Consider the following 6,590-nt stretch of genomic DNA (forward strand, 5'->3'; position numbering starts at 1 on the left):
CGGCCCCAGACGGAAGGCGCGAGACATGAGTTCGTCGGCGAGCCGTCTCATGAGGTGGTGGCGTCTGCTGGTGCCCGGACGTCGTTCGGTCGCCCGGACCTCGGACCGGATCCAGGCCGCGCTGATCGCCTGCGCCGTGGTTCTCGCGCTGGCGGCGGTTCCGTTCGCGGTGACCGCCGGTTCCACGGTTTACGCCGGGCAGCAGCGGATCTCCGTGGCGCAGCTGGCCGCGCGGCACCCGGCGACCGCGACTCTGCTCGCCGACGGACCTCCGTTCTCATCCGACCACAGTGGCGGGGTCGTCGCGCGCACGGCGCCGACGGACGCCACCTGGTGGGCACCTGACGGATCGTCGAGAGTGGGGCGGGTCGAGGCCGGATCCGGCACGCACCGCGGCGACACGATCTCGATCTGGGTGGATCGATCCGGCGCGGTCGTCGCGCCGCCGCTGTCCCGGACGACCGTCCTGGCCGATTCCTTCGGGGCCGCGCTGGTCGTGTGGCTGGGTGTGTGCGGGGCGCTGGCATTGGTGTGCACCCTGGCGGTCCTCACCATGAATCGCTATCGGTACCGGCGGTGGCAGCGGGAATGGTTCGCCGAGCAGTCGAAGCGGCCACACCCGTGAGGCCGGCCGGGCCGGTGGCGATCTCGGTGGAGGGCCTGCACGTCGTGCGAGGCCGCCGGGAAGTCTTGCGAGGAGTCGGTTTCGCGGTCGCCCGGGGCACGGTCACCGGGCTGCTCGGACCGAACGGCGGGGGCAAGAGCACGCTCCTGCGGTCGATCGTGGGTGTCCAGATCGTCGCGAGCGGGGCGGTCACGGTCCTGGGCCGTCCGGCCGGTCATCCGGAATTGCGGCACCGGATCGGCTACGCGACGCAAGAGCCCGCGGTGTACGCCGACTTGACCGTGACCGAGGCGTTGCGGTACTTCGCCACGGTGCTGGGCGCGGGTGCCGCGTCGGTGCGCCGGGCGCTGGAAGAAGTCGGGCTCGAATCCGCCGCGCACACTGTGGTCGCGAAGCTGTCCGGGGGCCAGCGGGCCCGCGTGAACCTTGCCGTCGCGCTCTTGGGGGAGCCGGAGCTGCTCGTGCTGGACGAGCCGACCGTCGGGTGTGATCCGGAGTTGCGGGAACAGCTCTGGACGTTGTTCCGCAGCCGGGCGGAAGCCGGGACGACGTTACTGATCTCCAGCCACGTCATGGACGAGGCAGCACGCTGTGAACGCTTGCTGCTGCTGCGCGAAGGCGAGTTGCTGGCGACCGGTACTCCCGCCGAACTCCGGGGACGGACCGGGACCACCGATCTCGAACAGGCTTTCCTGCGGTTGATCCGGCGGAAGGAGGTCCGCGCATGAACCATCCGGCGATGACCGCCGCGACCGCGCGGCGCATCCTGACCCAGTTGCGGCACGATCCCCGCACCGTCGCGCTGCTGCTGGTCGTGCCGACCGCGTTGATGGTGCTGCTGCGGTACGTGCTCGATTCGGCCGTGGGATTCAGTGTCGTCGCGCCCGCGCTGCTCGGCGTCTTCCCGTTCACGATCATGTTCCTGCTCACCTCGGTCAGCACGTTGCGCGAGCGGACCGGCGGCACGCTCGAACGGCTGATGGCGCTGCCGCTCGGCAAGCTGGACCTGCTCGGTGGTTACGCCCTCGCGTTCGGCGCGGTCGCGGTGGTCCAGGTGGTGCTGGCGACCGGGGTGTCCGTGCTGTGGCTGGGGCTGAGCGTGGCCGGGCCGCTGTGGGCGCTGTTGCTGATCACCGTCCTCGATGCGCTGCTCGGCACCGCGCTCGGGCTGCTGGTGAGTGCCTTCGCCCGGACGGAATTCCAGGCCGTGCAGTTCATGCCGGTCGTCGTGCTGCCGCAAATCCTGCTGTGCGGGCTGTTCGTCCCGCGCGATTCGATGAGCCGGCTGCTGAACGCGCTGTCGGACGTGCTGCCGCTGTCCTACGCGGTGGATGCGCTGACGCACGTCACCCACTTCGCCGAGGTGGACGGCACACTCGTGCGGAACATGCTGATCGTGGCCGGCTGCGCGGGCCTGGCGCTGCTCATCGGGGCGGCGACGTTGCGGCGCCGGACCCCTTGACCCGGCCCGCTTTGCCGGGGGTGTCCACAATGGATGGGCGGGCTACCCGGACTTCCCGTGCCGGCCACTGCGGAAGTAGCCCGGCCGGGGGAAGGCGCTCGCGGCCACGACCAGGCCGAGCACGAAGCCGAAGTCGTACCAGTGCCCGCTGTCGTGGGTGCTGTTGCTGCCGCCGAAGAGCGACGCAAGGAGCGTGACCGGGCGGAGAAGACCGTGCCAGATGCCGGACCAGAATCCGGGCGGCGCGGAAGCCCCGGCCGGTGCGGCGCGGCTGGCCGCGGCGGCCACGAGCAGCACGAGGATCGCGGCTGTCACCGTCCGGCGCGCGGTGCTGCGGGTAGGTGTGGTCATCGGATCACTGTGCGGTTCTTTCCGGGCGGGTTGGAAGTGCCGAACGTCCTCGGGCGGGGGGACCTGCGGACGTCGCGTGTGGAGTCGTCGTGGGGTCATCGTGGATGGCGGTGGGCAAGGGGGAGAGAAGGGGCGGCGATGACGGAGCGGATGTGGGGCTGGCGTGTGGGTGAGCCGGGGCCGGTCGGTGGGGGGTCGTTGGTCCGGGAGCGGTTGCCGGTGCCGGTGCCCGGTCGTGGGGAGCTTCTGGTGCGGGTCCGTGTGTGCGGGGTGTGCCGTACGGATTTGCATGTCGCGGAAGGAGATTTGCCGGTGCACGCGCCGGGTGTGATTCCAGGGCATGAGGTTGTCGGCGAGGTGGTGACGTACGGGCTGGGTGGTTTCTCGCCGGGGGACCGGGTCGGTATCGCCTGGCTGCGCGCCACGTGCGGAGTGTGCCGGTTCTGCCGTGCGGGCAAGGAGAATCTGTGCCTGGAATCGCGGTACACCGGCTGGGACGCCGATGGTGGATATGCGGAGTACGCGGTGGTCCCGGCCGCGTTCGCCCATCGCCTGCCGGCGGGCTACTCCGACGAGGAGCTGGCGCCGTTGCTCTGCGCGGGTGTGATCGGCTACCGGGCGCTGAACCGCGCCGAAGTCCCCGAAGGCGGGCGACTCGGCATTTACGGGTTCGGCGGGAGCGCGCATCTGGCGGCCCAGGTCGCACTGGCCCGGGGTGCCACGGTGCATGTCGTCACCCGCAGCGCTGCGGCCCGCAAGCTCGCACTGGAACTCGGCGCCGCGTCCGCCGGAGACGTCCCGCCGGAGCCGCTGGACTCGGCCATCCTGTTCGCACCGGCCGGGGAACTCGTGCCGATCGCGCTGTCCGCGCTCGATCGCGGCGGCACACTGGCGGTCGCGGGGATCCACCTGACCGACATTCCCGTGCTGGACTATCAGCGGCATCTGTTCCAGGAACGACAGGTGCGCAGTGTCACGGCCAACACCCGGGCGGACGCGCAGGAGTTCCTCCGGTTCGCCGGCTGGCACCGGTTGCACGTCAGCACGACGGCCTACGCTCTTTCCGAGGCCGCGCGGGCGCTGACCGATCTCGCTGCAGGCCGGGTCACCGGAGCCGCGGTGCTGCATACGGACTGACCGAGTGTTATCCGAAGGTCGGTGGTGTGGGTGGTTCGCTGCGCCGGGTGCGGGCACGGACGGTCCGGAGGAATTCGCGGACTGCGCTGGGTGGCGGGACCCGTTCCCCGCCCAGATAGGCGACCACGAGCAAATCCTCGCCGGAGTGGGTTTCGACGGTGAACGACCAGCCATGGCGTTCATCCCACACCAGAGCGGTATCGCGTCCGGGATAGGCGGCGAGTTGCCCGTCGAGCGCGATGTAGGCCGACATCGGCCGATCGAGGTCGAGTGTGCAGGATTCCGGACCGACGCCGGCCGCGGAACTCACCTCCGCCACGTAAGCGCTGATTCCGTTCAGCAGGCGGGTTTCCTCGTCGACGTGCACGATCTGGACTGTCATCGATTCTCATCTCTGTATACCGCGCTGCGGCGGCTGTGTTGACGCCGGGCCGACCCGCCGGGAGGCGTCAGTGCCCTCCGGCGATGCCTTTTCGGCCGTTTCGCCGTAGAGCGGGCCGGCCGGCTGGTGACCGCCGGACCCCCCGACCGAGCCCGGCCGGTCGCCATCAGGCTCCGCGCGGACCGGCATGCGGGAAAGGGCCGAAGGTCCTCGGATCCGGCCGGTACTGACTGACGGACCTGCTGCGCGGCCGGAAAAGCGTTGCCGGGCCGGGGAACGTTCGGCATCCGGGTTCCGGGGCGATCCGCGGTGCTGCTTTGTGCCCGCGGTGGTGCCCGAGCTTCACCGCGACGGACCGGGCGGCTCCGGACTGCGGGGTTTCCGGGGATCGGGGATCACCGGGAGGATCTGCCCGCCGGGCAGCCGGGCGTGCGGTGGCGTGCGGCGCGAGTTCCACGTCATGGCCGCGTGGAGCTGCTCCGGGGCCAGCCGTGCCTCGCGGGCGATCCGCTCCACGGTCGCGTCCTGCAACGAAGGATGCAGGCTGGCCTGGCTGAGCAGCTCGAACCACCACTGCGCCTCGCTCCAGCCGGCGTGGGCTCGTTCGACGACCGCGGTCAGATGCTCGTCGCAGCAGGCGTAGACCAGACGCCGGCCGTGCATCGCGTATTCCGTGAAATCGACGGCGGACGGATCCGGGACCAAGGCGACCTGAATCCGTCCGGGCGTGATGTGCCGCCCGCAGTGTTCGCATCGGCGGCCACGGCGGGCCTCGGCCGGGAAATGGGGTCGCGACATCACCTCTCCGGGGTATTCGACCGTTTCGCGTCGCACAGGTCTGAACACGGGGGGCCGGAGCACTAACGGCGTTCGCGGGACTTATCGAATCGAAATGACCGATTCGATGCGGATTACTTATTTTAGGCGAGAATTCGCAGGCTGCCAACTGTGCCGTCCAGGTGGTTGACCCCGGATACCGGGCCGGGGAAGGGATTCTTCGGAGCCGGGCACACCGGGTCACCCCGGTGCCGAAACCGGCACCGTTTCGAGTGATGGATTTGTCCTCGTGAGGGATGTGCCGCGTTGGGCGAGTCGCAGCGCCTCAGGCCGCGGGACCAAAGACTCCGGCGCCGCGGACGTCTGCCCGCCGAGGACTTGGGGCTGTGAAGGGACCCTTCACGGACGCTGCGGCTGTGAAGGGTCCCTTCACAGCCTGTGGCGGCTTCCGTCCTCGGGAGAAGGGACTTCGGGCTCTCACCGGAGCCGGCTCCGGTGAGAGACCGTGGGACGAGCTGCCGGAGCCGGCGGCGGAGCAGGAGGCATGCGGTGGCTGGGATGAACGCCGACGGCGCGGTGCTCGTCGGGGTGGACGAGTCGGAAGCCTCGCTCGCAGCGGTCCGCTGGGCGGCTGCGGAAGCGGTCCGCCGCGGCTGCCTGCTGAGGCTGCTTCAGGCCGGGATGGGGGACACAACCGATCTGCCTGGACAGGACGGCCGCGTGCACCGCTGGCTGAGCCGCGCTGCGCGGGTCGCCGAGGAGTCGGCGCCGGGAGTGCGGGTCCAGCAGATGTTGCGCGTCGGTTTGGCAGCTGACCTGCTCGTCGAGGCGTCGCGATCGGTTTCGCTGCTCGTGCTGGGTTCCCACGGGCTCGGTGGGCTGCGCGGTGCGGCGATCGGCTCGGTCGCCTTGCGCGTGGCGGCGACTGCCCGTTGCCCGGTGGTGGTCGTGCGCGGGCACGCGTCGCCGGAGGGGGCGGTCGTGGTCGGGGTCGAGGCGGACGAGCGCGCGGTGGAATTCGCGTTCGAAGCCGCGGCAAGCAGGCGTGCGCCGCTCGTCGCGGTGCACGCCTGGCACGAAGGAGCGTTCGAAGACCCGGGGCGGGCTGCGGCGGAGAAGCGCGCCTTGCGCGCACGGATTGCGCCGTGGGCCGACAAATACCCGGGGGTCACGGTGCAGATCGTCGCCACGCAGGAGCGGTCGGCCGCACGGGCGCTGATGGCGGTCGAAGCGCCGCACCTGATTGTCATCGGCAGCCGGGGCCGGGGGCCGGTCACGGGTGGCTTGTTCGGGTCCACCGGAAACCGGCTGCTCGCGGACGCGGCGTGCCCGGTCGCAGTCGTCCACTGAGCCGCCAGGCCCTTGAAGAGTGTGGGAGAACACCGTGCGAGCACGGGACATCATGACCCGGCCGGTGGTCCGGGCCGGACCGGGAACCCCGGTCCGGGAAGCGATTGCGTTGCTGACCGAGCATGGTGTGGCGGCGCTGCCGGTGGTGGACGACGAGAACCAGATCGTGGGCATCTTCACTGAAGCGGATGCGCTGGCGGGGGTGTTGACGGGGGAGCCGGTGGGGCCGGATCTGCGGGTGGATGAGGTGATGACGAGACCGGTCGACACTGTGGATCTTGATGCGGATGTCAGCGATATTGCTGCGCGGATGCTGGTGGGCCGGTTGCGCAGTATTCCGGTGGTCGACGAAGGCGGCCTTGCCGGGATTGTGAGCCGTCGTGATTTGTTGCGGCCGCTGGTTCGCCAGGATGACACGATCGCGGCTCAGTTGCGGGGGTTGTTGCGTGACTATGCCGGGCATCGCGCGCTGTGGGAGGTGTCGGTGACGGGTGGGATCGTCACGA

The 6,590-nt window shown here is 70.3% G+C and carries 9 protein-coding genes; 6 read left to right on the forward strand and 3 right to left on the reverse strand.

The genetic code is table 11. The annotated features are described in order from the left end of the window. Positions 1 to 25 precede the first annotated feature (25 nt). Genes D5S19_RS21835 through D5S19_RS21845 form a run of 3 tightly spaced genes read left to right on the forward strand, consistent with a single transcriptional unit; the run spans position 26 to position 2,087 of the window. A complete protein-coding gene (locus D5S19_RS21835) occupies positions 26 to 625 on the forward strand; it encodes an Rv1733c family protein (protein WP_147397484.1) in 600 nt (199 codons plus the stop codon). Beyond that, entirely contained in the window at positions 589 to 1,353 is a 765-nt protein-coding gene (locus D5S19_RS21840) for an ABC transporter ATP-binding protein (protein WP_120025226.1), read from the forward strand. The genes D5S19_RS21835 and D5S19_RS21840 overlap by 37 nt, the downstream gene beginning before the upstream one ends. Then, the gene (locus tag D5S19_RS21845; RefSeq protein ID WP_199730621.1) at positions 1,350 to 2,087 is read left to right on the forward strand and encodes an ABC transporter permease; all 738 of its coding nucleotides are present in this window, start codon (positions 1,350 to 1,352) and stop codon (positions 2,085 to 2,087) included. The genes D5S19_RS21840 and D5S19_RS21845 overlap by 4 nt, the downstream gene beginning before the upstream one ends. A gap of 42 nt (positions 2,088 to 2,129) precedes the next feature. Here D5S19_RS21845 and D5S19_RS21850 read toward each other — a convergent pair whose 3' ends face one another. Further along, positions 2,130 to 2,438: a hypothetical protein gene (locus D5S19_RS21850; protein WP_120025227.1), complete on the reverse strand. Its 309-nt coding sequence runs from the start codon at positions 2,436 to 2,438 to the stop codon at positions 2,130 to 2,132. 150 nt (positions 2,439 to 2,588) lie between these two features. Between D5S19_RS21850 and D5S19_RS21855 the strand changes: the two genes are divergently transcribed. After that, positions 2,589 to 3,575 (forward strand): zinc-binding alcohol dehydrogenase family protein, encoded by a 987-nt coding sequence (locus D5S19_RS21855; RefSeq protein ID WP_199730622.1) that lies wholly within the window; start codon positions 2,589 to 2,591, stop codon positions 3,573 to 3,575. Between the two features lie 7 nt (positions 3,576 to 3,582). On the opposite strand, the gene D5S19_RS21860 is transcribed toward D5S19_RS21855, so the two are convergent. Beyond that, complete coding sequence (locus tag D5S19_RS21860; RefSeq protein WP_120025229.1) at positions 3,583 to 3,957, reverse strand: DUF6292 family protein; 375 nt, start codon at positions 3,955 to 3,957, stop codon at positions 3,583 to 3,585. A 342-nt stretch (positions 3,958 to 4,299) separates the two neighbouring features. Then, positions 4,300 to 4,755 carry a hypothetical protein gene (locus D5S19_RS21870; RefSeq protein ID WP_120025233.1) on the reverse strand — a complete coding sequence of 152 codons (456 nt, stop codon included), beginning with the start codon at positions 4,753 to 4,755 and terminating at the stop codon, positions 4,300 to 4,302. Between the two features lie 537 nt (positions 4,756 to 5,292). Here D5S19_RS21870 and D5S19_RS21875 point away from each other — a divergent pair. Together D5S19_RS21875 and D5S19_RS21880 are read left to right on the forward strand one after the other, a co-directional pair. After that, positions 5,293 to 6,084: a universal stress protein gene (locus D5S19_RS21875; protein WP_120025235.1), complete on the forward strand. Its 792-nt coding sequence runs from the start codon at positions 5,293 to 5,295 to the stop codon at positions 6,082 to 6,084. Positions 6,085 to 6,118: 34 nt separating this feature from the next. Next, a partial coding sequence (locus tag D5S19_RS21880) for a CBS domain-containing protein (protein WP_120025251.1) occupies positions 6,119 to 6,590 on the forward strand: 472 nt, incomplete at its 3' end.

This window comes from Amycolatopsis panacis (genome assembly GCF_003600245.1).
Lineage (GTDB): Bacteria > Actinomycetota > Actinomycetes > Mycobacteriales > Pseudonocardiaceae > Amycolatopsis > Amycolatopsis sulphurea.

Bases quoted from the DNA above. Each gene is read 5' to 3' on its own strand.
- D5S19_RS21835 (WP_147397484.1), top strand. From the start codon at position 26: ATGAGTTCGTCGGCGAGCCGTCTCATGAGGTGGTGGCGTCTGCTGGTG.
- D5S19_RS21840 (WP_120025226.1), top strand. From the start codon at position 589: ATGGTTCGCCGAGCAGTCGAAGCGGCCACACCCGTGAGGCCGGCCGGG.
- D5S19_RS21845 (WP_199730621.1), top strand. From the start codon at position 1,350: ATGAACCATCCGGCGATGACCGCCGCGACCGCGCGGCGCATCCTGACC.
- D5S19_RS21850 (WP_120025227.1), bottom strand. From the start codon at position 2,438: ATGACCACACCTACCCGCAGCACCGCGCGCCGGACGGTGACAGCCGCG.
- D5S19_RS21855 (WP_199730622.1), top strand. From the start codon at position 2,589: ATGTGGGGCTGGCGTGTGGGTGAGCCGGGGCCGGTCGGTGGGGGGTCG.
- D5S19_RS21860 (WP_120025229.1), bottom strand. From the start codon at position 3,957: ATGACAGTCCAGATCGTGCACGTCGACGAGGAAACCCGCCTGCTGAAC.
- D5S19_RS21870 (WP_120025233.1), bottom strand. From the start codon at position 4,755: ATGTCGCGACCCCATTTCCCGGCCGAGGCCCGCCGTGGCCGCCGATGC.
- D5S19_RS21875 (WP_120025235.1), top strand. From the start codon at position 5,293: ATGAACGCCGACGGCGCGGTGCTCGTCGGGGTGGACGAGTCGGAAGCC.